Below are 24,726 nucleotides of genomic sequence, written 5' to 3' on the forward strand. Positions count from 1 at the left end.
AACAATTTCGACTAGTCCAAGGCGACAAGGATGTCGCCTTGCACGAGCAAATATGAATAAGGATTGAATAACAAATTTGTTTCTATGCAGCAACTCCTCTCTGCTTTTCCGCTATACTAGCCCTCTGCTTTTGATTGTTCTGATTCATGTCTGATTTTTCATTTTCTGATGCACTGCTCACTTGGTACGACCAACATGGTCGCCATGATCTACCTTGGCAAATTGCGGATGATCCTTATAAAGTTTGGGTATCAGAAATCATGTTGCAGCAGACACAAGTCAAAACGGTATTACAATATTTTGATCGTTTTATCGAACGCTTTCCTACTGTACAGGACTTAGGACAAGCCAGTTGGGATGATGTTGCGCCTTATTGGGCAGGGCTTGGATATTACGCAAGAGCAAGAAACTTACATAAAGCAGCAGGCATCGTCAGTCAGCAAGGTAAATTCCCTGAAACATTAGAACAATGGATTGAACTTCCAGGGATTGGACGCTCCACAGCAGGCGCGCTGATGTCACTCGGTTTACGCCAATATGGCGTCATTATGGATGGCAATGTGAAACGTGTTTTAGCACGTTTTTTTTCGATTGAAGATGATCTATCTAAACCACAACATGAACGTGCTTTATGGCAAATTGCAGAGGATCTATGCCCTCAACAACGCAATCATGACTACACACAGGCCATCATGGATTTAGGTGCGACTGTTTGCACGCCCAAAAAGCCATTATGTTTATATTGTCCAATGCAACAACACTGTCAGGCCTATCAACAAGGATTAGAACAAGAGCTTCCATTTAAGAAAGCTAAAAAGCCTGTTCCGATTAAAACAGCCCATGTTTTGCTCATACAATCAGGCGATCAATGGCTATGGCAGCAAAGAGAAGCACAAGGTTTGTGGGGAGGATTATACTGCCTACCCATTATTGAGCAAGCAACCGAATTACAACAGATTGAGCAACACTTTAAACTACAAGCTCAAGTATCATCATTGCAGATTAGCCATAGCTTTACCCACTTTACATGGTTGCTAGACGGAAAAGTGTTCCACGTGGAACATGACCAAAAAGAACAACTCAGTATTGAGTTGAATGGTCACTGGCTTAGCCCAGATCAAGCCATAGCCAAAGGGATTCCTACTGCAATGAAGAAAATGATCAAGGCCGCAGATGCCTAAATAAGATTAAGTCATTATGAGTGTTAGCGCTGTGTTTAGTCGTTCCAACTTTCTATAAAAATGCAAGGAGCCAGTATGCATCATTCAATCCGCTATGCCCTTCTCGGTGTATTGACGATCTTACTCTCAGCATGTGCCAGCACACCTCAAAAACCAACACCGCTACCAAATACCCAAGTCAAAAAACTACAAAATATGCGCCTCGATAGCCGATTACCAATACCGGTCAAAGGTGTCAGTCGAAGTGAGTTGAGCGACACGTGGGGAGCTGCTCGTAGTCAAGGTCGTCGTCACGAAGGAATTGACATCATGGCAGCACGAGGAACGAAAGTGTATAGTGCAACTGACGGGCTCGTCGCAGACTTACGCAACAACAATCTGGGTGGAAAAGTGGTCTGGATTTTGGGACCATCAGGATCATGGCATTACTATGCACATCTAGATCGTCATAAACGTGGGCTCAATGTCGGTGATTATGTTCGCAAAGGCGAGCACATTGGATATGTGGGCAATACAGGCAATGCACGCCATACAGCTCCACATCTACACTATGGTATTTATTTAAATGGCAAAGGGCGTGGCGCAGTCAATCCATTCCCTTATTTACGTTAGGAACACACAATGTCAGAAGCATTGATCGAACGACTGGTTGAATTTGCAGAGTCAGGGAATCAACAAAAAATCATTCTCAATGGAACCAGTTATCAAGGCTGGATCATGGAGATTACCGAAGATGCACTGCTAATCAGTACAGGTTTTGCAGATAAATCAGGTAAAGACTTTTGGCTAAAGTTTGATGATTTGGATAGTGCCACACTGTATTATTGGGATAATCATAGTGATGAGTGGGTTGAATTCAAACTCTAAAATTCACAGTATTCAGGAGCAACACATATGACGATTCAACGCTGTGGTTGGTGCTCTAACGACCCTTTGTATATAGCTTACCATGATGAAGAATGGGGCAAGGCTGAACATGATGAAGCACGTTTATTTGAAATGCTTTGCCTTGAAGGTCAACAAGCTGGCTTATCATGGATTACTGTTCTAAAAAAACGTGAATGTTATCGTACTCATTTCTTTCAATATCCAGTTGCACACATCGCAGCACTCACCGATGATCAACTAGAAAATAAGCTCAATGATTCAGGGTTAATCCGTCATATCGGTAAACTCAAAGCCATTCGAGACAATGCGATCGCATGGCAAAAACTCAAAGATGAAGTTCAAGATGTCTCAGCTTGGTTTTGGAACTTCGTCAATCATCAAGCACCAAACAACGATGTGATCAATTATCGTGAAGCACCCGCCCAAACTGAAATCAGTCAAATACTTTCCAAAACATTAAAAAAGCGTGGTTTCAAATTTGTTGGGCCAACCACCTGCTATGCCTTCATGCAAGCGGTAGGTATGGTCAATGACCATGAAAACCATTGTCATTTTAAATAAAACGATCCCCTCCAAAGGAGTCCTTTCATGAGCAATAATCAAATTCGCGCTTATGCAGCGATGCAAGCAGGTGAACAGCTGGTTCCTTACCAATTTGATGCAGGTGAATTACAAGCCCATCAGGTGGAAGTCAAAGTTGAATACTGTGGTTTATGTCATTCTGATCTTTCAGTCATCAACAATGATTGGCATTCTTCAACCTACCCTGTCATTGCTGGTCACGAAATCATTGGCACAATCACGGCGCTCGGCACGGAAGCAAAGGGGCTCAAACTGGGTCAACGTGTTGGGATCGGTTGGACAGCTGAAAGTTGCCAAGCATGTGATCCGTGTATTGGAGGCAATCAGGTGCTCTGTACAGGTGAAAACGTGGCGACCATCGTGGGTCATGCGGGGGGCTTTGCAGAAAAAGTACGGGCTGGTTGGCAATGGGTTATTCCTCTACCCGATGATTTAGCGCCTGAAAGTGCGGGTCCACTCCTTTGTGGTGGGATTACCGTGTTTGATCCATTACTTAAACATAAAATCCAAGCCACACATCATGTCGGTGTGATCGGTATTGGTGGCTTAGGTCATATCGCAATTAAACTGCTCAAAGCTTGGGGTTGTGAAATCACCGCGTTTAGTTCTAATCCAGAAAAAACGGAAGAACTTAAAGCGATGGGCGCAGATCATGTCGTGAATAGTCGTGATGCTCAAGCGATTAAAGCACAACGTGGTAAGTTTGATTTATTATTAAGTACGGTCAATGTCACACTGAATTGGCAAGCCTATTTGAGCACCCTTGCACCCCATGGCAGTCTCCATTTCTTAGGTCTTACTTTAGAGCCAGTTCCTGTTTCAGTCGGTGCGCTCATTGATGGTGCCAAATCTGTCACAGGCTCTCCAACAGGTTCTCCTTTGGCATTACGTCAGCTTTTAAAGTTTGCTGCACGTAAAAATATTGCACCACAAATTGAACTATATCCTATGTCACAACTTAATGAAGCCATTGAGCGACTTCATTCTGGTCAAGCCCGCTATCGAATTGTTCTCAAAGCTGATTTTGATTAGGCTGAAGACGAGTCTAAGCTCTGTTTTACCCAATCCGCCAATTGCTGAATCGCTTGGCGGATTTCTTGTGTAAAAGCATGCCCCGCATTTAAACGGATAAAATGCCGATAGCGCTGATCTTCACCAAATACTTCACCCGGTACAATATTGATACCTTTAGCTTGTGCGAGATAATATAGATCAAGCCCTGTAATCGTGTCAGGCAGCTGCATCCATAAAGCATAGCCTCCTTGTGATTGACTTAATGCAATCGGAATCCCCTGAAAAGTTTCTAAAATACAGGCACGATACTGTTCCACCTGCTGCATGAGCTTGGGTCTTAATTGATCTAAATGTTCTCTATAACCACGACTATAGATAAAATCAGCCAAACCAAGCTGTAAAGGCGTATTCACACCAACGTTATTTGCCAATAATTGGGGGCGTAAGAATTCAAGTTGTTGCCCCAAACAGAACCAACCGACTCGATAAGCACTGGATAATGACTTTGAAACTGATGCACACCAGACCACATAGCCCTGTTGATCCCAATAACGAATCGGTAATGGGCGTTCATTTTGGAAACTACACTCCGCATAAATATCATCTTCAATAATGAAACATTGATACTGCTGCGCCAGTTCAGCAATCCGTTGTTTCTGCTGGTTACTGAGACAATATCCTAACGGATTTTGATAGTTTGCCGTCAATAAACACAGTTTGGCACTGCCCTGCTGCATAAAATGCTCTAAGCGTTCTAGATCTATTCCCTGATGGTCTGCGGGGATTTCAATAATTTTACGTTTTAAACTGGCCAGCATTTGTAGCTGACCATTAAAGGTCGGGGTCGGAATCAGAATACTATCGCCCTCTTTGCTCATTTGCTGGATCAGTAGCGAAATCGCAGGCAAACAGCCATTGGTAATAAAAATATCCTCTGCCGCAATATAAATCCCATCCTCACGCCAATGATCCGCAAGCGCCTGTCTCAACACGTGATGCCCTTGTTTATTGCAATACAGAAAATCTTCAGGCTGGCAATGCTTCAACGCCCGTTGCAAAGAACGGCGCAACCCATCAACAGGAATGAGATGAGGTGAAAGTTGTATTGCCCCGAGTGGTGTCAAATGGCTTTGAATGGAGGCAGTTTGAATTTGATTTTGTAGATCCAAATTGGAAACTTGTCGTGGCATCGATTCAAACTGAGGACTGTCAGGCGCAGGACTTTGATACTGTCTAGAGCTGACAAAATAACCTGACTTGGCTTTGACATAAATCAGCCCTTTTGCTTCCAACAACTCATAGCATTGTTGTGCCGTACTCAAACTGATCTCTTGCTGACGTGCAAACTCACGTAAAGAGCTGAGCTTCTGCTGTGGTTGCAGCTCATGGTGATAAATCTTATGTGCCAACTGTTCGGCGAGACGCTGATATTGAAAAGTCATTCTGTACTGCTTTTTTATAAATTTCTGTATCTGTATTGGTTTATACAACACTATTAAGCTATAAAAATCAACTACAGGAGGATAAGGCAATGAAAAATAAACTCTTATTTATAGTATGTAGCGTCCTATTTACTGGCTGCCAATTTACCGACCAGACCGTTTATCAACAGCAACAGATCTGTAAAAGACTTGCTGAGGGGTATTTAACCACTCAAAACCAACAAATGTATGAGTTTTGGAAACTTGAACAAAGCCCAACACAAGGGCAGCAACATACAATCAAGCTGACCTATAAAAAACCCAATGAAAATGGACTGATTTTATCAGGTCTGCTTTTGCCAACCGTTGAGTTGGAGTGTACTTTAGAACAGCAACAGATTATGGTGTCGCTCATTCAGGCAGCAGGTAAACAGGTTCGTGTTTTAGAGGTTCAACTACCTGATGCAACTAACGACATACCGAGAAACCTTGTTCAAGTTGCTCAGTCAAAAATTCGATAAATAGGCGGACTCGTTTGGGTAAATGTTCTTGTTGATAATAAACCGCATGGATGCGTTGATAAGAATGTTCGATTTGGTCTTCAAACAAAGCCACCAAGCGACCCTCTTCTAAATCTTTCCAGATTTCAAACTCAGATAATCGGGCGATACCTAAACCACGTAAACATAATTGTCGTACCGTTTCTCCACTCGACGCTTTAATACTCGATTGCGCCACAAAGTATTCACCATCGACTTTTATCGGCCATTTATTGATATAAAGTGGACGAGTAAAACCAATCACATCATGCATCACCAGTTGTTGCGGATGTTGTGGCGTACCACGCTGAGTAAGATATGCAGGGCTAGCAACAAGATATAAACGGCTTTGACACACCAATTTGGCATGCAAACTTGAATCATGTAACTCACCGAAACGAAATGCGACATCGGTTTTATGTTCAAGTAAATCAATCACCTGATCATTACTATTTAACTCAATCTCGATATTTGGGTAGCGTTGATGAAATAACTGCATTAACGGTGCAATCACATGCAAGATAAAGGGTACGGCTGAGTCTACCCGAATGATGCCAGACGTATCCTGATCAGATCGAAGTAAGGCTTCTTCGGCTGCGTTGAGATCATTGAGAATTTTACGCGCGTGATTTAAAAACTGTTGGCCTTCCTGCGTTAATTTTAATTTCCGCGTCGTGCGCTCGAGTAAAGTAACATCTAATTTTGATTCTAAACGGCTGAGCGAACGACTGAGTCCAGATGCAGTTTGTCCTAACCGCTCTGCTGCAGCAACAAAAGAACCTGTATCGACAATGGTAATAAAAGCCAGTAGTTCTTCAATACTTGATTTCATAGCGGATCATTATTGATATTGAGTCAACTATATTTTGCAAATTCATCTATTTTTTAGCAACAATAATCGTCGCACAATCACATCATCAACAAAATAGGCTCTATCGAGCACAACAAGATGAGGTGAAGCATGCATATCCCACAGTTTGGTTTAGGTACTTTCCGTCTTAAAGATCAAGTGGTGATTGATTCAGTTAAAACGGCGTTGGAAGTCGGTTATCGTGCAATTGATACAGCACAAATTTATGAGAATGAAGCCGCAGTCGGGCAAGCGATTGCCGAAAGTGGTGTTGCACGCCAAGATTTATTTTTAACCACAAAAATTTGGGTTGATCACTTTGCAGAAGAAAAATTGATCCCAAGCTTAAAAGACAGCTTACAGAAACTTCGCACTGATGCGGTCGACCTTACCTTGATTCACTGGCCCGCACCACAATTGGGTGTATCCATTCCAGCAGTGATGCAGTTGCTATTAGAAGCAAAACAACAAGGTTTGACTCAGCAAATAGGGATCTCGAACTTTAATATTGCCTTAACCCAGCAAGCGATTGACACCATTGGTGCCGAACACATTGCGACCAATCAAATTGAATTAAGTCCTTATCTACAAAATCTGAAGCTTGCGAATTATCTAACTCAGCAACACATTGATGTGACTTCTTACATGACGCTTGCCTATGGCAAAGTCCTGAATGATCCAACCTTGCTTGAAATCGCAGCACAACATCAAGCAACCACCGCACAAGTTGCATTGGCTTGGGCTTTACAGCAGGGTTATGCCGTGATCCCTTCTTCAACCAAACGTGAAAATTTAATCAGTAACTTAAAAGCACAAGATCTAACGCTGAGTTCTGAAGAAATGCAATTGATTGCTCAGCTTGAACGTAATGGTCGTGAAGTCAATCCTGAACAATAGGCACCTGAATGGGATCAATAATATGAACCGTCACGTTCATTTTACTTTGCTCGCGCTAGCGATTGGTGCATTTGCAATAGGTACAACCGAATTCTCCCCTATGGGACTATTGCCTAATATTGCCAACGATCTAGGGGTATCCATCCCCAGTGCAGGTCTACTCATCACAGGTTATGCATTAGGTGTCATGATAGGCGCTCCAATCATGACACTCTGGTTTTGTGGCTATGCGCGCCGCAATGCACTCATTCTGTTGATGGCGATTTTTACCATTGGAAACCTTATAGCAGCCTTTGCACCCAGCTATATGAGTTTAATGGGGGCGCGGTTGATTACCAGCTTGAACCACGGTGCATTTTTTGGAATTGGATCAGTGGTTGCCGCAAGTGTCGTTCCTGCAAATAAACAAGCCAGTGCGGTTGCAAGTATGTTTATGGGGCTGACCATTGCAAATATCGGCGGTGTACCACTTGCCACATGGGTAGGACAAAATATTGGTTGGCGCATGTCATTTCTTGCGATTTCAGCGCTCGGTCTGATTACCATGCTGGCGCTGTGGAAAGCCCTACCCGTCGGTTCGGTCGGGCAAAAGCCCAATATAAAAATGGAACTGAAAGTCCTCACCCGTTTACCTGTGGTATTAGCACTGCTCACCACTGTATTCGGGGCTTCAGCAATGTTTACTCTCTACACTTACATTGCCCCGAGCTTAGTCGAATTTACCCATGCGTCACCGAGCTTTATCACCATGATGTTGGTCTTAATTGGAATTGGTTTCTCTCTTGGCAATCATTTTGGAGGAAAATTTGCAGATGTATCGATGGATAAAACGCTGATCGGATTCTTAGGATTACTGATTGGCTTAATGGTGATTTTCCCAATCTTGGCTCAAACACAGTTAGGGGCAGCGATTGGTTTAGTACTTTGGGGTACTGCAGCCTTTGCAATCGTACCACCGCTTCAAATGCGTGTGATATCTGTTGCACGAGAGGCTTCTGGACTCGCTTCCTCAGTCAATATCGGCGCATTTAACTTGGGCAACGCCATCGGTGCAGCAGCAGGAGGTGCCGTCTTAAGTTTGGGTTTAAATTATGCTGCAGTTTCAATGATTGGAGCATTACTGGCTGCGATTGGATTAGTTTTAGTTTTCATCCAAATAAAATTAGCCACTAAAAAAAATACGCGGTATCAACAGTGTTCTCAAACTTAAACGAGTAAAAGCCTGATGTAAAATCAGGCTTTTTATTATGATTATTTTAGCAAATCCGGTAATGTCGGTTGCTTATATAAAGGGTTTTGTACTTCTTTTTTCATTTTCATCAGCATCTGATAAGGCTGCTGTTGTACAAACATATTCACAAAACTTAATGGAATTGCACCTGCTGGATCAGCATAACCACGGGTTGAAACTTTCACTTTGTTGTCAGCCACTTTTTGGAAAATCCAATCCCCTTCATAACGACTCAAACGAATAATATCGGGTTGCACTGGATAATCATGCTTAATTGCCTGATTTTTGATACTAATACTGCCATCCGCATTCTTATTCATTTTTCCTTTAATCACCACATCACGATCTTTTAGCGGAAATGGAAAATCCAAAACCATATATAAGATGAACTCACCTTTTTGATCGTCTCGTGATAACAATTGCGCTTTGCCTACGTAGGGTACCCATTGTGGTGTGCGTTCAACATCCAATACCACAGCCACAGCACGTTCTAATGGCACATCAAAAGTGGTTTCTGCTTTGTATTGAATGACTGGATTATTTTCTGTTTGATAGGTCCAAACTTTAATGTCATTACGGTGTAAACTGAGTTTAGGCGCTGTTGCAGCACTGGTGACTAGACTCGCGGTACTAAGTAACGCAGCAAGAACGATATATTTTTTTTTCATGTCATGCTCAATTCTTTTCATCATTACTCGAGCTTGTATCGCCTAAAGATCGACATTACAAGCTCTTTTATCACGTAATATTTAAGATTTTATACTTCAATTTCATTAAAACCCAAAACATCCTTCATATCATATTTTTGAGCTTTACGTCCTACTACCCATGCAGCAGCGCGTACCGCACCTGCAGCAAAGTTCATACGATTTGTAGCTTTGTGTGTCACTTCAACACGCTCACCCTCGCCAATAAACATCACCGTATGCTCGCCTACGATATCACCACCACGAATGGTTTCAAAGCCAATCGTTTGACGATCACGAGGTCCTGTATAACCTTCACGGCCATAAACCGCTACTTCTTTTAAGTTACGACCTAAAGTATCCGCAATCGCCTCACCCATCATAAAGGCTGTGCCTGATGGTGCATCTACTTTGTGACGGTGGTGGGCTTCAATAATTTCGATATCAACCGTATCACCGAATACCTTTGCAGCCAACTCAAGTAATTTAATTGATACATTTACACCCACTGAATAATTTGCAGCATATACGACTGGGGTATGTGTTGCAGTTTCATCTAAAAATGCCTTTTGCTCATCCGACATGCCTGTGGTCCCAATCACCATCGCCACACCGGCTTCACGACAAAGCTTTAAATGCTGTTCAGTCGCAACAGGTGCGGTAAAGTCAATCACCACATCACAGTCTTTCAGCACTTCACTCAAACTTCCCACAACTTTGACACCGATGTTGCCAATGCCTGCAAGCTCACCCGCATCTGCACCAACCAAGCTGCTTTCAGGACGCTCTACTGCTGCGGCAAGTTGATAGCCAGCCTGTTGTACTGCTTGAATCAGAATACGCCCCATGCGTCCGCCTGCACCCAAGATCCCAATGCGTGGAGAAGTTGACATAATATTTCCCAGTCTTTTATTTAAACAATCCTGCTACTATAGCAAAACTCTCACATTCCGCTAAAAAATTCCCATAAAAAAACCTGCCGAAGCAGGTTTTTTTTGTTGATGCCGATTAATCAAATAGGCGATCAAAGAATGATTTTTTCTTTGGCGACGATGCATGACCATCTCCATCCAAAGATGCTTGTAATTCTTTTAATAACTCACGCTGACGGCTGGTTAAGTTCACAGGCGTTTCAATAACGATACGACATAGTAAATCACCAACCATGCTACTACGTACTGGACGGACACCTTTACCACGTAAGCGGAACAGTTTACCTGTTTGCGTACCTTCAGGAATCTTCAAGCTGACACGCCCTTCAAGCGTTGGAATTTCAATTTCTTTACCTAAAGCAGCATCGGCAATACTAACAGGCACATCCATATAAAGATCTGCACCATCACGCTGGAAGATTTCGTGTTCACGCACGACAACTTCTACATATAAATCACCAGACTGACCATCACGAATCGCCTCACCTTTACCGGTTAAGCGTACGCGATCTCCATTATCCACACCCGCTGGAATGGTGACTTCAAGAGTTTGTTGACGATCTGCTACCCCTGAACCATGACAGGTATTACATGGGTTCTTAATGATTTTTCCTTGTCCACGACAAGTACTACAGGTTTGCTGAACCGAGAAGAAACCCTGTTGCATACGGATTTGACCCGTACCGTGACATGTACGACAGGTTTCAACGTCATTTGGATTTTTCGAACCTTTACCATCACAGGTTTCGCATGGTGCAGGTGCAGTAAAGGTAATGGTCTTTTTCACCCCTTTTACCGCTTCTTCGAGCGTCAGTTCCATCACATAGCGGAGATCTGAACCACGACGTTGACGTTGTTGTTGACGACCGCCACCACCGAAAGCACCACCGAAAATATCACCAAACTGGCTAAAAATATCTTCTGCGCTAAAACCGCCACCGAAGCCACCGCCACCACCAAAGCCGCCTTCAAAAGCACTGTGCCCAGCACGATCGTACATACTACGCTTTTCGCTATCCGAAAGTACTTCGTAAGCTTCCGATGCTTCTTTGAATTTTTCTTCTGCTTCAGCGTTGTCAGGATTTCGATCTGGATGATACTTCATCGCCAACTTACGATAGGCTTTCTTGATCTCATCATCACTTGCGGTTTTCGAAACGCCTAAAACCTCATAATAATCACGTTTAGCCATGGTTGGCGATGCTCCTCACGGAATGTATTTAAATCTAAAAAAACATAAAATAGGCTCTGCTGGCATTTTATTTATAAAAGCCAACAGAGCCTTAATAAGGACGATCTTATCTATTTACAAGGGTAATTCCGATAAAAAAACAATAAATTTAGAAAACTGCCTTGTTTCTAAAATACTTAGCGATGCCTTTTAACCACGCATTGAGTAAAAATAGCCATGCAATTGCACTAAATACCACACCAGCAACCGTCAAGGCAGTTACCCAAAGTGTGCTGTCCCATGCAAAGAAGAACAATGGAATAAACCACAAAGCAGCAAAAAAAGCCATTATGATGAATAACAGCACATTACGCATAATCCAGAGTGCGTGCGCATGAATCCATACCTCTGCATCATCCACAACAGCAACTTTTCGCGCTAATACATAGGCGAAGGCCGCAAATACGATTGTAAACAATGCAAGAAACATGAACACGTAAGAAATCGCCACGTAACGGCGATGCTGCTCAACCTTATCTTGCCCCATGCTTGATATCACCTCATTCATCACATTTTGCCAAATCGACTATGCAATGGGATTCCATTATTTTTTAATATTAAAATATAGGTGCTACTATATTGAAATTTTCAATATTTCGCACCTCTATTCGCAAAAAAATTATGTGCTAGGTGTTGCTTTCTTAACCTTAAACCATGTTGCATAGAGTGCAGGAAGGAAAAATAAGGTGAGTAATGTTGCAACAATCAATCCCCCCATAATCGCCACCGCCATCGGCCCGAAGAAAATACTGCGGGAGAGCGGAATCATTGCTAACACTGCGGCAAGTGCGGTTAACACAATTGGACGAAAACGACGCATAGTTGCATCGATCACTGCGTCCCAAGCTGCTTGTCCTGCTCGAATATCCTGTTCAATTTGGTCAATCAGAATCAGCGAGTTACGCATAATCATACCAGACAGCGCAATTGTTCCTAGCATGGCCACAAAACCAAAAGGTTTATTGAACAATAATAAGAACGCGACAACTCCGATTAAACCCAGAGGAGCTGTCAGCAATACAATCGTTGCTCGAGACATGCTACGAAGTTGGATCATTAACAATGTCATCACCACGACTAAGAATAATGGCATACCGGCATTGACAGAGCTCTGACCTCGTGCCGACTCTTCAACCGTTCCGCCCACTTCAAGTAGATAACCACTTGGAAGATCCTCACGCAAAGTTTGCATCTGATCCGCCAATTGTTGAACCACGGTGGCTGGTTGAAGTTGTGTGCGGATATCTGCTCTCACAGTAATGGTGGGTAAACGGTTACGATGCCAAATCAATCCCTCTTCAAAACGTGACTCAATTTGTGCAATTTGTGCCAATGGTACAGTTGTTCCTTTACTGGTCGGTACAGCTAAACTGGCTAAAGAGGCAACTTCTGCACGCTCCGTCTCATCACCACGTAAACGGATTTCAATCAATTCACGTTTTTCACGATACTGATTCATGACAGCCCCAGTCACCGAAGCATTGAGGAAGTTTGCCAAATCGACACTACTCACTCCCATCTGACGCGCACGATCTTGATCAATCTCGATTGCAATAATCTTACTCGGCTCTCCCCAATCCAGATGCACGTTGGTGGTATTTGGATCCTCACCCACCACTCGTGCAACTTTTTGTGCCCATTGACGTACGGTTGCTAAATCCTCACCTGAAACTCGATATTGCAATGGATACCCCACAGGTGGACCATTTTCTAACAATGAAACACGCGTCCGCACTTGTGGCAGCAATTGCTTAATCTGTTGTTCTAAAGAACGACGAATTTCATCTCGATCATCCAAAGATGAAGCCAAAACGACAAATTGCGCAAAGCTCGCCTGCGGGAGTTGTTGATCTAAAGGCAAATAGAAACGAGGTGAGCCTGTTCCCACATAAGCCACATAATTATCAATTCCCTCTTGCTTGGCCAAGAACTGCTCTACTTTTTGTACAGCTTGCTCAGTCGCAGTCAGAGATGCACCTTCTTCAAGTTTTAAATCCACTAAAATTTCAGCGCGGTTAGAGGGTGGAAAGAATTGCTGTGGCACAAACTTAAACATCATCACTGAAAGTACAAATATGCCAACCGTCGTCGCAATGACCGTCTTGCGATAGGTAATACAGATTTCTACAGCCCTACGGAAAGACTGATAAAATTTGGTTTGATAGGGATCATGATGTGCACCATGCGCCTGTACGACTGGTGCTGGCTGCTTACGTAGTCGTGCCCACAAACGTAGATACCATGCAGCCTTTTGCTGTTGCTTGCTAAAATCAGGTAATAATTTTTCACCCAAGTACGGTACAAATAATACCGCTGCAATCCAAGACACCACTAAGGCAATCGTCACCACTTGGAAAATCGAACGGGTATATTCACCTGTTCCCGATTGTGCAGTTGCAATCGGTAAAAAACCTGCTGCGGTAATCAATGTCCCCGTTAGCATCGGAAAGGCGGTGGTCTGCCATGCAAAACCCGCTGCTTTGAGTCTGCTGTAGCCCTGCTCCATCTTAATCGCCATCATTTCAACGGCGATAATGGCATCATCGACCAACAAGCCAAGCGCGAGAATCAGCGCCCCTAGCGAGATCTTATGCAACCCGACATCAAATAGGCTCATGCCCGCAAATGTCATGGCCAACACCAGCGGAATTGACAATGCCACCACCAGTCCAGTGCGAAAACCCAAAGAGAAAAAGCTCACCAATAACACGATGATTACGGCTTCGGCCAATACTTTTAAAAACTCTTGGATACTGCGTTTTACTGCGACAGGTTGATCAGAGACTTTTTGCAGTTTCATCCCGAGGGGTAAACTTTTTTGTAGGCGGGTAAATTCGGTTTCAAGGTTTTTGCCCAGAGCAATAATGTCTCCACCTTTACGCATCGAGACAGCAATACCGATCCCATTTTCACCCATAAAGCGCATACGTGGCTGAGCAGGCTCGCTAAAACCACGATACACATCTGCGACATCACCGAGTTGGATGGTTTTGTCCCCGACCAACAACGGCATTTTTCTTAGTTCATCCACACTATGTAGATGTCCACTGACGCGAATCTGAATACGATCTGTACCTGTTTCAAAGAAACCCGCACTGGCCATGTCATTTTGCTTTTGTATCGCTTCTTGTATCGCAGTAACCGGCACACCGAGTTGCACTGCCTTGGTATTTGACAGCTCAATCCAAATCTTTTGGTCTTGCAAACCGACTAAGTTAACTTTGCTCACATCTTTGACGCGTTGCAGTTGTAACTGCAAACGATCAGCGTATTCTTTCATTACCGCATAATCAAAATCCTGACCTGTCAGAACGTAGATATTGCCGAAAGTATCACCAAACTCATCATTGAAAAATGGTCCTTGTACGCCATTTGGCAACTCAGCACGAATATCATTGATCTTTTTACGGACGTTGTACCAGACATCAGGAATCTGATTCGCAGGCAAAGAGTCTTTTGCCACAAAGGTAACCAATGACTCCCCAGGACGTGAATACGCCATAATGCGGTCATATTGCCCTGTCGTCATCAGTTCTTTTTCGATTCGATCTGTGACCAGCGTCGAAACTTCTTTTGCAGTTGCTCCAGGCCAGAAGGTTTGCACCACCATCACTTTAAATGTGAATGGAGGATCTTCACTTTGAGAGAGTTTCGAATAAGACATTATGCCAATAATGCCTAGTACCAACATAAAGTAGAGCACAATTCCTTTATTGTTGAGTGCCCATTCTGAAAGGTTAAATTTCATGTTTAACCCCCCGCTTTAAAACGAACTTCGCGATTTTCACGGTCAATTGGATGGATTTTTTGTTGATCTCGTAACAAATGTACCCCCCCAACAACAACCCAATCTGTTGCCTTTAAACCAGAAACAACGGGCACACTATCGCGTGCATAAGCACCTAAAGTCACAGGAACTTTACGTAATGTTTTATCCGTATTGACCACCCATACATAGGCCTGTTGATCCGTCGCAGTAACACTCGATAAAGGTACACTCAATACATCATTTTCATTCGATACAAAGAATACGCGAGCACTTTGACCCAACTGGATACTGGACTGACCTTCGAGTAAGGAAACTTTAACAGTGAAAGTACGGGATTGATCTGCTGCTGGTGATACTTCACGAACCTTTGCAGCAAAACGAGCATCGGGTTGTGACCATAAAGTTACCCACACAGGTTGTCCAACTTTGATTGCACTTACTGCTTGTTCAGGTACACCAAAAACGACCTCACGCTCGCCATCAATCGCCAACTGATATGCTGCTTGTCCCGCAGCCACCACCTGTCCAATCTCAATTTGACGCTGAGTAATCACCCCTTTCTTATTGGAGATCAGCTGGTTATAACCGGTTTGATTTGCAGAAACTTGATAGTTAGAGCGCGCTTGCTGCAAATTTGCTTGAGCGGATTCATATTGATTTTTCACGGCATCAAACTGTGAACGGCTCACCGCATTGACAGGTAACAATTGCTGGTATCGTTGGTATTCTTCTGTAGCAATTTTGGCTGCCGCCTCAGCACTTTGTAATTGTGCCTTCGCTGCATTCATTTGCAATTGAGCATCTTTTACATCAAGTTTAGCCAAGACTTGCCCAACATTGACACGATCACCCACCTCAACATAACGCTCCGTTACCTGTCCCCCGACACGAAACGCCAAAGCAGTTTGCTGTCTTGCTTGTACATCACCAGCATAACTTTTTTGATCTGTGTGATTACGACTCGGTTGCGTCACCATGACATAAGGAATTTCCTCGGTTTTAGGAAGCTCTTTTTGGCATGCTGATAAAGTGACACTGCTGAGTACGAGCAACCCCACAATGACATGATTTAGCAAATTCATCTTTTTTCGCTCTTATTCAAATAAATTTTTTAAGGCACAATAAGTCTGTTGACAGTTACCATCATAAATTGTTTAATTTTTAATTAATATACCCATAAGTACATTAATTAAAAATTAAATCTAGGTTTATGATTTTTGGTTAAATTTAAAGAGAAAGATAACGTGCAAAATCAAAGTGGTCGTCCCAAAGATTTAGAGAAAAGAGCCAAAATCTTACAGGCTGCAAAAGCTATTTTCTTAAAAATGGGTTATGACGCTGCCAATATGAATCAAATTGCCAAAGAAGCAGGTGTGACTAAACTGACGGTGTATAACCACTTCCAAGATAAAGCCAATTTGTTTATTTGTGCGATTGAGGAAACCTGTGAAGAATCAATTTGTGCAAAAGAATTTGTACTCACAGCAGAAACCAATTTTGAACAAGCGCTTTATCTAATGTGTCATCGTGCCCTCAGTATTATTTATTTACCTGAAGCGATTAAGTTAGACCGCGTCCTATTTGAATTAGCTGCCGAAAATAGTCCATTAACGAAACAATTTTTTGATGCATCACACACGCGTATGAGCCATGTGTGGTGTGATTTTTTTGAGCAAGCGATTAGGCTGCAATTTATTCAGGCAGATGATCCACTCAAGCAGACATCACTCATTATATCGTTGATGCTAGGGGTACGTCACCACAGCGTTTTACTCGGGCTAGATACGGTTCCTTCAGCCGATGAATTAGATCAGGTGATCCAACAAGCAATCGAGATATTTTTGCTTAAATATCAAACTAAAAGTTAGAGAATTTTCACATTTTTTTACGTTCTGCTCTTGGATTGTTGCTCAATCACGCTATAGTCAAATGAGAACATCAGGAGAAATAGAATGATTCAGCAAATCACTGCTCCATTACGTGAAGATGTCCGCTTATTGGGCAATCTACTCGGTGAGACCCTAAAACAACATGCAGGGCAAGATTTGTTTAATCAAATCGAACAAATTCGCGCATTAGCCAAAGGCGCTCGTGACGGTCAAATCGAAGCAGAAAAGCAATTAGAACAACTTTTCCTTGGTTTAAAAGATGAAGAAATCTTGCCACTGACGCGTGCATTCTCACATTTTTTAAACTTCGCGAATATTGCCGAGCAGTACCATGTGGTACGCAATCGTCGTCAGGCTGAGTTTGACGAGCAAGTCCCCAACCCTAACCCTCTCGCCCCACTATTTGAAAAGTTCAAAACACAACAAATCTCGGCACAACAACTATTCCAACAAATTTGTGACCTGAATATTGAATTGGTATTGACCGCTCATCCAACGGAGATTAGCCGTCGCACCTTGATTCAAAAATATGATGATATTACCGATTGTCTTTCTCGACTGGATCAACAAAAGTTAACACCAAGAGAGCGTCAGCAAGCCATCGCAGTACTCAAGCAGCTTATCAGTTCTGCTTGGCAAACGGATGAGATTCGACAACACCGTCCAACCCCAGTAGATGAGGCCAAATGGGGCTTTGCAACCATTGAACAATCGTTATGGAATGCAGTGCCTAAATTTATCCGTGAGCTGAATGAGCTTACTCAGCAACATTGTCAAAAAGCTCTACCACTCGACATCGCCCCAATCCGTTTTGCATCTTGGATGGGTGGAGATCGTGATGGTAATCCAAATGTCACCCATCAAGTGACTCAAGAGGTGCTGTGGTTATCACGCTGGCAAGCGGCTGATTTATATCTCCGTGATATCGAAAATTTACGCTGGGAACTCTCCATCCAAAGTTGCTCGCAAGAATTAACCGATGCGCTGGGTTATGTTCATCCTGAGCCTTATCGAGAATATTTGCGTGACACCCGTGAACGTTTAAAAGCCACCCGAACTTGGTTAGGACAGCGTCTTCAGGGCATTGAAGCGGATGACAGCAATATTATCCGAACCAAGGATGAACTGTTAGCGCCCTTATTGCTTTGCTACCGCTCACTGATGGACCGTAATCTCGCCGAGATTGCCAATGGACAATTGCTGGATTTTATTTACCGTGTGAACTGCTTTGGTATTGAGCTGCTAAAACTCGATATTCGCCAAGAATCAGGGCGCCATCGCCAAGCTGTTTCAGCCATTACTGAATATTTAGGCTTAGGTAATTTTGAGTCATGGACAGAACAGGCACGGCAAAACTTCTTGATTCAAGAACTTCAAAGTAAACGTCCATTACTTCCAAAATTTTTTAATGAGCCTGAAGGCAGCCTCATTCAGCATCCTGATGTATTGGAAGTGTTTGCCACCATGCGTACTTTAGCTGAACAACCAGCAGAGAGCTTAGGTGCCTATATTATCTCCATGGCAGAATATCCAAGCGATGTATTGGCAGTTTTATTACTGCAAAAAGAGGCCGGCATTCAACATCCGCTTCGTGTAGTGCCTTTATTTGAAACGTTAAAAGATCTCGATGGCGCAGCCAAAACCATGGATACCTTGTTCAATATGCATTGGTACAAACAGCATATTCAAGCTAAACATGAACTCATGATTGGTTATTCGGATTCTGCTAAAGATGCAGGTTTTATGTCTGCCAACTGGGCACAATATCGTGCACAAGAAGAATTGACTGCAATTGCCAAAAAACATGGCGTACAACTGACCTTATTCCATGGTCGAGGCGGCTCGATCAGTCGTGGTGGTGCTCCAACCCAACAAGCTTTATTCTCTCAGCCACCGGGGTCGATCTCAGGGGCGATTCGGGTGACTGAACAAGGTGAAATGATTCGCTTTAAGTTTGGGTTAGAAGGAATTGCCTTACAAAACTTAGAGATTTATACCGCTGCGACACTTGAAGCGACCTTGCTTCCCCCTCCTGTACCAAAGCAAGAGTGGCGCGCTTTGATGAATCAAATGACGGATTTATCGGTTCAAGTCTATCGTCAGACCGTACGTGAAAATCCAAACTTTGTGCGTTATCTTCGAACCGTTACACCAGAATTAGAGTTGCAAATGTTACCACTCGGTTCTCGTCCAGCGAAACGTAAAGTCAGTGGTGGAATCGAATCACTTCGTGCAATTCCGTGGGTATTCGCATGGACCCAGATTCGCTTGATGCTTCCCGCTTGGCTCGGTACAGGCACGGCGATTAATCAAGTTCACGAACAACACAAGAAAACCTTGGATGAGATGCTGGAGCAGTGGCCTTATTTCCAAACGTTGATTGATATGTTGGAAATGGTGTTGTCCAAATCCGATGCTGATATTGCCTTGTATTACGAATCTCATCTCACACAGGATCAGGATCTCAAAGTATTGGGCGTAGAACTGCGCCAACGCTTGCAAAATGCGGTGGATACCTTATTGAGACTCAAAGGTGAATCAAAACTACTGAGCAACAATGAGGTATTGGATCAATCAATGCAGGTGCGCAAGCCTTATTTACTCCCCTTGCATTTACTACAAGCAGAATTGATGAAACGTCGTCGTGTTTATCTGGCTGAGCATCAGACCGAACATAGCCCTGTTGATCATGCCTTGATGGTGAGCATCGCGGGGATCGCAGCAGGCTTACGCAACACAGGCTAAGCCCTTATACACAAGGTTGCCATCAACAGAAATCATCGCTGTTGATGGCAGCATTGGCAAAATATTCCATTTCTATGAAAATTTTTAGAAAAAATTTAAAAAATTATTTTGAAAATAAGATAGTTAACTTTTCAAGCAATCTAAGCAAAATAAAGAATAAATCCGATAAGTTATTTTGAAACATATTTTACCAAAAGGTAAAAATATCAAACTTCAAAGCCTCATCTTCCCCATCTCTCCCAGATCAATAGGTTAAAGCGGGTTTTAATAAAGAGTATGATACGCGCTGATATCACATCATGAGTCTAATTTATGTCCAGTTGGTTTCCAAAATGGCAACCGTATCAGGGAAAGATTGATCATCGCCCTGTTGCGACCAATGAATATTTACCGCCCTTACAAAGTGCGGTGCTAGGGGTTCAACACGCATTTGCAATGTTCGGAGCAACGGTATTGGCACCGTTACTCATGGGCTTTAGCCCAAATCTGGCCATTCTGATGTCAGGGATTTGTACCATCCTGTTCTTCTTCATGACAGGTGGACGTGTTCCGAGTTATTTAGGCTCAAGCTTTGCTTTTATTGGTGTAGTCGCAGCTGCAACAGGACACATCACGGGTTCAGGAGCCAACCCCAATTTATCGGTCGCTTTAGGTGGCATCATTGCATGTGGTGTACTGTATACACTGATTGGTTTTGCGGTGATGCTGACAGGAACACGCTGGATTGAAAAATTAATGCCACCTGTAGTAACAGGTGCTGTGGTGATGATTATCGGTTTAAATCTCGCACCAATCACCATCAAAAGCGTTGCAGGACAACCTTTTGAAATGTGGATGGCATTGATCACGGTCTTGAGTATGGGACTGATTGCTGTCTTTACCAAAGGCCTATTACAGCGTTTACTCCTGCTCGTCGGTTTATTGGTTGCATATGCAATTTATGCGATTGCCACTAATGTTTTGGGACTCGGCAAAGCCATTGATTTCTCGCAAATCGCAGCGGCGCCTTGGTTTGGTATTCCAAGTTTTTCACATCCGACCTTTGAGTTGAATGCAATGTTGATCATTGCCCCTGTTGCCTTAATTTTAGTCGCCGAAAATTTGGGTCACATTAAAGCAGTCGGTGCGATGACTGGAGAAAATCTTACGCCTCATCTGGGTAAAGCTTTCGTCGCGGATGGCGTTGCGACCACCTTATCAGGGAGTGTCGGTGCACCAGGTATGACCACCTATGGTGAAAATATTGGGGTCATGGCTGTCACGCGTGTTTATTCCACCATTATTTTTGTCATCGCTGGTGTATTCGCGATTTTCCTCGGGCTTTCGCCTAAGTTTGGTGCCGTAATCAGTACCATTCCAACTGCCGTATTGACGGGTGCTTCGATCGTGGTATTTGGTTTGATTACCATTGCTGGGGCTAAAATCTGGATCGAAAATAAAGTTGATTTCTCCAATAATAAAAATCTAATTGTTGCCTCTGTTACCGTGATTCTTGGTGCAGGAAACTTTGAACTACTGTTCGGTAACTTTAATTTAGGCGGAATTGGTACCGCTACTTTTGCAGCCATTTTATTAAACTTATTGTTTAGCATAAAAGATAAAAACTAAACTTCAAGGCAGCGCTAAGCTGCCTTTTTTATTCATATCATTATCCCGCTATCTTGCATTAATCTAAGGTATGATGAATTTTTAACTTTTAATACATTCGCTCATGCGTTTTGATTTTTTTGATTTGCAACTGGTTCTTCATATCGTCAGCACAGGGAGTTTGACCAAAGGTGCTGAGCGTTCCGCAATCTCGCTACAAGCCGCCAGTGAGCGGATAAAGAAACTGGAACAATATTTTGAAACTCCGTTATTTATTCGGCATGCGACAGGGGTTGAGTTGACTACCGCAGGACACGCTTTCGTTGAACATGCTCAATGCCTTCTGTCACAAAAAAATCAATTAGAGCAACACATGCAACGTTTTCGGGACATCACACCTCAATCCTTGACATTGTGGTGTAATTCTTCGGCACAGAGTGAATATTTACCCACACTTTTGCCACAGTACCTTGTACATCATCCTGAAATCAATCTAGACCTGCATGAAGCGGAAAGCTCAGAAATTGTTGATGCGCTCACCCAAGGCAGCGCCACATTAGGTCTAGTGTCCAGTTTTTTTGACACCCGACACTTACAAACCAAAGACTTTGCCAGTGATCCTTTGGTGTTGATTTGTCCGATCTCACATGCTTTAGCACAACATGATCATATCAATCTACTGGATACATTGAACTATAGCTTTATTGGTTTGATGCCACACCACTCTTTGCAGCAATCGATTGACACCCAAGCTAAATTGTTAGGTTTTGACATCCAATATCGTCTACGACTCCCCAACTTTTCTGCGATTGCTGAGGTGGTCACCAAAGGCGTCGGGATTGCCATCATGCCTGCACGTGCTGCACAGCGCTTACATGCAAATTATCATTTTCATTCGGTGCAATTACTCGGTGCATGGGCAAATCGTAAACTGCTTTTGGCAACACAGGATTTCAAGCAACTTCCATTATGTTATCAACAATTTGCAGATTTTTTATTGCAACATCGCCCTTAGAGATCGCTCAATGTAAAAACATATAGCCGCCCAGCGCCACTAAACCCATAAAAAAAATACGGCGAAACTTCTGTTCATCTAACTGATAACGTATTTTTTTTCCAAACCACATCCCAATCAATGCCGCCAATAACGCTAAAATAGACAATCGATAATCTAAGACTACGCCTGACATCGGGTTATGATGTAAAAAAACAGCCAAACAAATCGTAGAAACCGTAAAAGTAAGCCCAAGTGCTTGTACCAACTCATCTCGTTTAAGCTGTAAGGATTGTAAATACGGCACAACAGGAATAATGATCACCCCTGTTGCTACTGTCACAGCCCCTCCCAAATACCCAATCACAGGAGATAACCAGCGTTCATGCGCAGTCAATTGTGGAAGTTTATTCACACATAAACCATAAAGCCCATAAATCGCCAACATACTGCCTAGAAGTAACTCACTACTTTGACCATGACTTTGATTCAATGTGGGTAGAAAACTCCAAACCGAACCAATCACGATCCCTAGCAATAAAGACCAAAAACGGCGAATAAACGCCCACACTTGTCCTTCAGCAAAAAGTTGCCAGATATTAGTGACCATAGAAGGCACGATGAGCAACGCTGCTGCTTGAAATGGACTCATCGCAATGGTGAGCAATCCCATTGAAACCGCGGGTAGACCTAGACCAATCATGCCTTTAATCATGCCCGCAAAAGCAAAAACCAACACGATAATGGCTAAAAAAGTCACTGCTTAACTCCGATCTGTTATCGAAATCATGTTAAGCAAAAACAGAAACTTACCCTATTCTTTATTTTGGAAGGAGGCCTCAATGAGAGCTTGAGGCCATTTTGTATTTTTCTTCGAGTACATTACTTAAAATACTTTCAATCATCCAAACTCGATACAAACTATTAAACACATAGCTTTGCTCATCTATACGTAGTTCTAAAACAGGAAAATCAGGTTGATGTTTCTGCTGACAAAGTTCATCATTTTGTTTTAATAGCAACTCAACATCCTGCTCTGTCAACTCCTTGATACCCAAATGTCGCTGCATGCGTTGGAAGTGTGCTTTGAACGAAAGATCTTTACCTCGCGTCCAAACTGCCTCCAAAATTTGATGAATACAATCCACTTGCTCGTCTTTCGGCACACTATAGAATAGCTTCGCCATATCATAGGTGGCTTCTTTGGTTGGACGACAAAACGGCGTAAACATCACTTCTGTTCGTTTTGAAACACGCGTCGCCAAGCTCCAGTCAAACCAATCACGCCCTTGATAACTCAATGGATAAATCGTGAGCTGAATATTGTAATAATCTGCAAGCTCTTCTTTGATATACGCCAATAATAACCAGCTCATTGGATCTTCAAGCGCGATATACAAATCTAATTCAGCATGCATGGCCTGAATTTCTGTTAAGGATTCGGTATCGTTAATTAAATGCTCACGCCATTCGATATGATTAATCAGAAAAATAGGTGTTCCCGTTAATAATTTTTGTTGTTTTAACCGTCGTGTTAAACGCAATAAATCATCAACCGCGTGGTACTTCCGCTCACTCAATTCGAAATAGCTGGCAGCGACAGGAACATCTTTAAAAATCCGCTCAGGATAATCCTGTGGCTTTTGATGTCGACTCGCCATTGCATATAAAGTACGTAGTTTTCCATATTGCTGTTGCCATAACATATGAAAAACATCTTCCAGCAAGTGCAAAAAATTCTGTTCTCTTAACGGTGTATTTCTTAGAATCGTTTCTGCTTGTTGTAATGCTTCTGGACGAGGAATTTCGGGTGTTTCATCAAAGCCAAAACGATGTTGTTTCGCCAAAATCTTAGCGTCATTTAAACAGTAACGCTGCCAGTCCTGTGGTGACATTCCATTTGGTGGTTCAGCATCTTGTTTGGAAATGATGACCTTTAATGGCTTCAGCTCATCACTCAAGATCTCATTCAGTTGAGCCAATTGCTGTACAGCTAGATAGCTATAGACATCGTCTAAACGTAGGTAAATGCTTAAACCCTGCTCCGTAGGTAGTACCGCCTGACGCGAAGGTTTTTGGTAAAACCAACTCGATCGGATGGGATCAAACCAACGACGTAACAAAGACATGTCGATCGCCTCTAATGGTCTCAAATAGATGATGGGTAGGTTGTACTCAGACTTGCAATCAAACAAGTGAGTAAATAAGGCTATTCAGTATCTTATAAAATGAAAAAAAAGTCCCCCTGAGATGCGATTATAGCATCGCAAGTAAGAGGGACTGAGTTGGC

At 42.9% G+C, this 24,726-nt stretch carries 22 protein-coding genes; 12 read left to right on the plus strand and 10 right to left on the minus strand.

Annotation, left to right across the window (positions count from 1 at the left end; genetic code table 11):
- The first annotated feature begins 146 nt into the window (after nucleotides 1-146).
- The 5 genes from mutY to ahr all read left to right on the plus strand — a co-directional run bounded on the left by mutY (nucleotide 147) and on the right by ahr (nucleotide 3,683).
- A complete protein-coding gene (gene mutY, locus F927_RS16520; RefSeq protein WP_005087359.1) occupies nucleotides 147-1,181 on the plus strand; it encodes an A/G-specific adenine glycosylase in 1,035 nt (344 codons plus the stop codon).
- A gap of 75 nt (nucleotides 1,182-1,256) precedes the next feature.
- The gene (locus F927_RS16525; RefSeq protein WP_005087361.1) at nucleotides 1,257-1,793 is read left to right on the plus strand and encodes a M23 family metallopeptidase; all 537 of its coding nucleotides are present in this window, start codon (nucleotides 1,257-1,259) and stop codon (nucleotides 1,791-1,793) included.
- 9 nt (nucleotides 1,794-1,802) lie between these two features.
- Nucleotides 1,803-2,048: a hypothetical protein gene (locus F927_RS16530; RefSeq protein WP_005087363.1), complete on the plus strand. Its 246-nt coding sequence runs from the start codon at nucleotides 1,803-1,805 to the stop codon at nucleotides 2,046-2,048.
- A 27-nt stretch (nucleotides 2,049-2,075) separates the two neighbouring features.
- The gene (locus F927_RS16535; protein ID WP_004637256.1) at nucleotides 2,076-2,630 is read left to right on the plus strand and encodes a DNA-3-methyladenine glycosylase I; all 555 of its coding nucleotides are present in this window, start codon (nucleotides 2,076-2,078) and stop codon (nucleotides 2,628-2,630) included.
- Between the two features lie 27 nt (nucleotides 2,631-2,657).
- Nucleotides 2,658-3,683, plus strand: a complete 1,026-nt coding sequence (gene ahr, locus F927_RS16540) for an NADPH-dependent aldehyde reductase Ahr (protein ID WP_005087366.1) — start codon at nucleotides 2,658-2,660, stop codon at nucleotides 3,681-3,683.
- On the opposite strand, the gene F927_RS16545 is transcribed toward ahr, so the two are convergent.
- Nucleotides 3,680-5,107 carry an aminotransferase-like domain-containing protein gene (locus F927_RS16545; RefSeq protein ID WP_005087369.1) on the minus strand — a complete coding sequence of 476 codons (1,428 nt, stop codon included), beginning with the start codon at nucleotides 5,105-5,107 and terminating at the stop codon, nucleotides 3,680-3,682. The two genes, ahr and F927_RS16545, sit on opposite strands and share 4 nt — an antisense overlap.
- An 89-nt stretch (nucleotides 5,108-5,196) precedes the next feature.
- Between F927_RS16545 and F927_RS16550 the strand changes: the two genes are divergently transcribed.
- The gene (locus F927_RS16550; protein WP_005087371.1) at nucleotides 5,197-5,607 is read left to right on the plus strand and encodes a hypothetical protein; all 411 of its coding nucleotides are present in this window, start codon (nucleotides 5,197-5,199) and stop codon (nucleotides 5,605-5,607) included.
- Here the strand turns inward: F927_RS16550 and F927_RS16555 are convergent.
- On the minus strand, nucleotides 5,555-6,457 hold the full coding sequence (locus F927_RS16555; protein WP_005087373.1) for a LysR family transcriptional regulator: 903 nt from the start codon (nucleotides 6,455-6,457) through the stop codon (nucleotides 5,555-5,557). The two genes, F927_RS16550 and F927_RS16555, sit on opposite strands and share 53 nt — an antisense overlap.
- A 129-nt stretch (nucleotides 6,458-6,586) precedes the next feature.
- On the opposite strand from F927_RS16555, the gene dkgB reads away from it, so the two are divergent.
- Both dkgB and F927_RS16565 read left to right on the plus strand, forming a co-directional pair.
- Nucleotides 6,587-7,372, plus strand: coding sequence for a 2,5-didehydrogluconate reductase DkgB (gene dkgB, locus F927_RS16560; protein ID WP_005087375.1), 786 nt, complete (start codon nucleotides 6,587-6,589; stop codon nucleotides 7,370-7,372).
- A 22-nt stretch (nucleotides 7,373-7,394) separates the two neighbouring features.
- Nucleotides 7,395-8,582, plus strand: coding sequence for an MFS transporter (locus tag F927_RS16565; protein ID WP_005087378.1), 1,188 nt, complete (start codon nucleotides 7,395-7,397; stop codon nucleotides 8,580-8,582).
- Nucleotides 8,583-8,623: 41 nt separating this feature from the next.
- Here F927_RS16565 and F927_RS16570 read toward each other — a convergent pair whose 3' ends face one another.
- From F927_RS16570 to F927_RS16595, 6 genes are all read right to left on the minus strand, one after another.
- Complete coding sequence (locus tag F927_RS16570; RefSeq protein ID WP_017394732.1) at nucleotides 8,624-9,271, minus strand: START domain-containing protein; 648 nt, start codon at nucleotides 9,269-9,271, stop codon at nucleotides 8,624-8,626.
- A gap of 89 nt (nucleotides 9,272-9,360) precedes the next feature.
- The gene (gene dapB, locus F927_RS16575) at nucleotides 9,361-10,182 is read right to left on the minus strand and encodes a 4-hydroxy-tetrahydrodipicolinate reductase (RefSeq protein ID WP_004637269.1); all 822 of its coding nucleotides are present in this window, start codon (nucleotides 10,180-10,182) and stop codon (nucleotides 9,361-9,363) included.
- Between the two features lie 115 nt (nucleotides 10,183-10,297).
- Entirely contained in the window at nucleotides 10,298-11,413 is a 1,116-nt protein-coding gene (gene dnaJ / locus F927_RS16580; protein WP_004637270.1) for a molecular chaperone DnaJ, read from the minus strand.
- A gap of 148 nt (nucleotides 11,414-11,561) precedes the next feature.
- Complete coding sequence (locus tag F927_RS16585) at nucleotides 11,562-11,939, minus strand: hypothetical protein (protein ID WP_005087385.1); 378 nt, start codon at nucleotides 11,937-11,939, stop codon at nucleotides 11,562-11,564.
- 132 nt (nucleotides 11,940-12,071) lie between these two features.
- Nucleotides 12,072-15,200, minus strand: a complete 3,129-nt coding sequence (locus tag F927_RS16590; protein WP_005087387.1) for an efflux RND transporter permease subunit — start codon at nucleotides 15,198-15,200, stop codon at nucleotides 12,072-12,074.
- A gap of 2 nt (nucleotides 15,201-15,202) precedes the next feature.
- Complete coding sequence (locus F927_RS16595; RefSeq protein ID WP_005087389.1) at nucleotides 15,203-16,303, minus strand: efflux RND transporter periplasmic adaptor subunit; 1,101 nt, start codon at nucleotides 16,301-16,303, stop codon at nucleotides 15,203-15,205.
- A gap of 162 nt (nucleotides 16,304-16,465) precedes the next feature.
- On the opposite strand from F927_RS16595, the gene F927_RS16600 reads away from it, so the two are divergent.
- From F927_RS16600 to F927_RS16615, 4 genes are all read left to right on the plus strand, one after another.
- Nucleotides 16,466-17,089, plus strand: a complete 624-nt coding sequence (locus F927_RS16600; protein ID WP_017394733.1) for a TetR/AcrR family transcriptional regulator — start codon at nucleotides 16,466-16,468, stop codon at nucleotides 17,087-17,089.
- An 84-nt stretch (nucleotides 17,090-17,173) separates the two neighbouring features.
- The gene (gene ppc / locus F927_RS16605; protein WP_005087393.1) at nucleotides 17,174-19,855 is read left to right on the plus strand and encodes a phosphoenolpyruvate carboxylase; all 2,682 of its coding nucleotides are present in this window, start codon (nucleotides 17,174-17,176) and stop codon (nucleotides 19,853-19,855) included.
- Nucleotides 19,856-20,167: 312 nt separating this feature from the next.
- Nucleotides 20,168-21,463, plus strand: coding sequence for a solute carrier family 23 protein (locus tag F927_RS16610; protein ID WP_004637285.1), 1,296 nt, complete (start codon nucleotides 20,168-20,170; stop codon nucleotides 21,461-21,463).
- Between the two features lie 103 nt (nucleotides 21,464-21,566).
- On the plus strand, nucleotides 21,567-22,457 hold the full coding sequence (locus F927_RS16615; protein WP_005087395.1) for a LysR family transcriptional regulator: 891 nt from the start codon (nucleotides 21,567-21,569) through the stop codon (nucleotides 22,455-22,457).
- A 7-nt stretch (nucleotides 22,458-22,464) separates the two neighbouring features.
- On the opposite strand, the gene F927_RS16620 is transcribed toward F927_RS16615, so the two are convergent.
- Nucleotides 22,465-23,196, minus strand: coding sequence for a sulfite exporter TauE/SafE family protein (locus F927_RS16620; protein ID WP_005087398.1), 732 nt, complete (start codon nucleotides 23,194-23,196; stop codon nucleotides 22,465-22,467).
- A gap of 79 nt (nucleotides 23,197-23,275) precedes the next feature.
- Nucleotides 23,276-24,565 carry a hypothetical protein gene (locus F927_RS16625; RefSeq protein ID WP_005087402.1) on the minus strand — a complete coding sequence of 430 codons (1,290 nt, stop codon included), beginning with the start codon at nucleotides 24,563-24,565 and terminating at the stop codon, nucleotides 23,276-23,278.
- Between the last annotated feature and the right edge of the window lie 161 nt (nucleotides 24,566-24,726).

Source organism: Acinetobacter haemolyticus CIP 64.3 = MTCC 9819 (assembly GCF_000369065.1).
In the GTDB taxonomy this organism is placed as follows: Bacteria; Pseudomonadota; Gammaproteobacteria; order Pseudomonadales; family Moraxellaceae; genus Acinetobacter; species Acinetobacter haemolyticus.